Annotated in this window: 1 protein-coding gene; it reads right to left on the reverse strand. The window is 60.5% G+C overall.

Annotation, left to right across the window (positions count from 1 at the left end):
- Positions 1 to 8 precede the first annotated feature (8 nt).
- Positions 9 to 430 (reverse strand): hypothetical protein (locus tag L6D89_RS32435; RefSeq protein WP_236202310.1); only part of this gene is annotated, 422 nt, incomplete at its 5' end.

The raw sequence follows: 430 nt of genomic DNA on the forward strand, positions 1-430 counted from the left end.
TGGGTTTGTTATCGGCGGACATTGGGCTTTCCTAGTTTGATGCGAGCGATCTTCATGTCCTCTTGCATACGGGAGGCCTCGGCGGGTGTTGCCTCCACGGCATAGGAGCCGCCCCACGGCATTTCCAGGGACATCGGTTGCCTCTCTCCCACCCGATCCAGTGAAGGCATTTGCGGGATGTATGGCACCAGGTCAGCACGACCAGGCAGCTCGCCGGTACGGTTCATATGCTCCAGGTTCATTGCTCCGAGGCGTTGCGCTGCTCGGGCCTGCAGCATGTATTCCCCGCGCGAGGCGTTCACCCGGATGCTGTCGCTGGTGTAACTACCAGGTCCATCGATCCAGCCACCCGACGCGCGGTTGACCCCATCGGGCAGGTCCTTGAATACCTTCTTCGCATCCTTCTCGCTGCTGGTGACGTTAGGGTCCA

The organism is Pseudomonas pseudonitroreducens (assembly GCF_021603645.1).
Taxonomy (GTDB): domain Bacteria; phylum Pseudomonadota; class Gammaproteobacteria; order Pseudomonadales; family Pseudomonadaceae; genus Pseudomonas; species Pseudomonas pseudonitroreducens.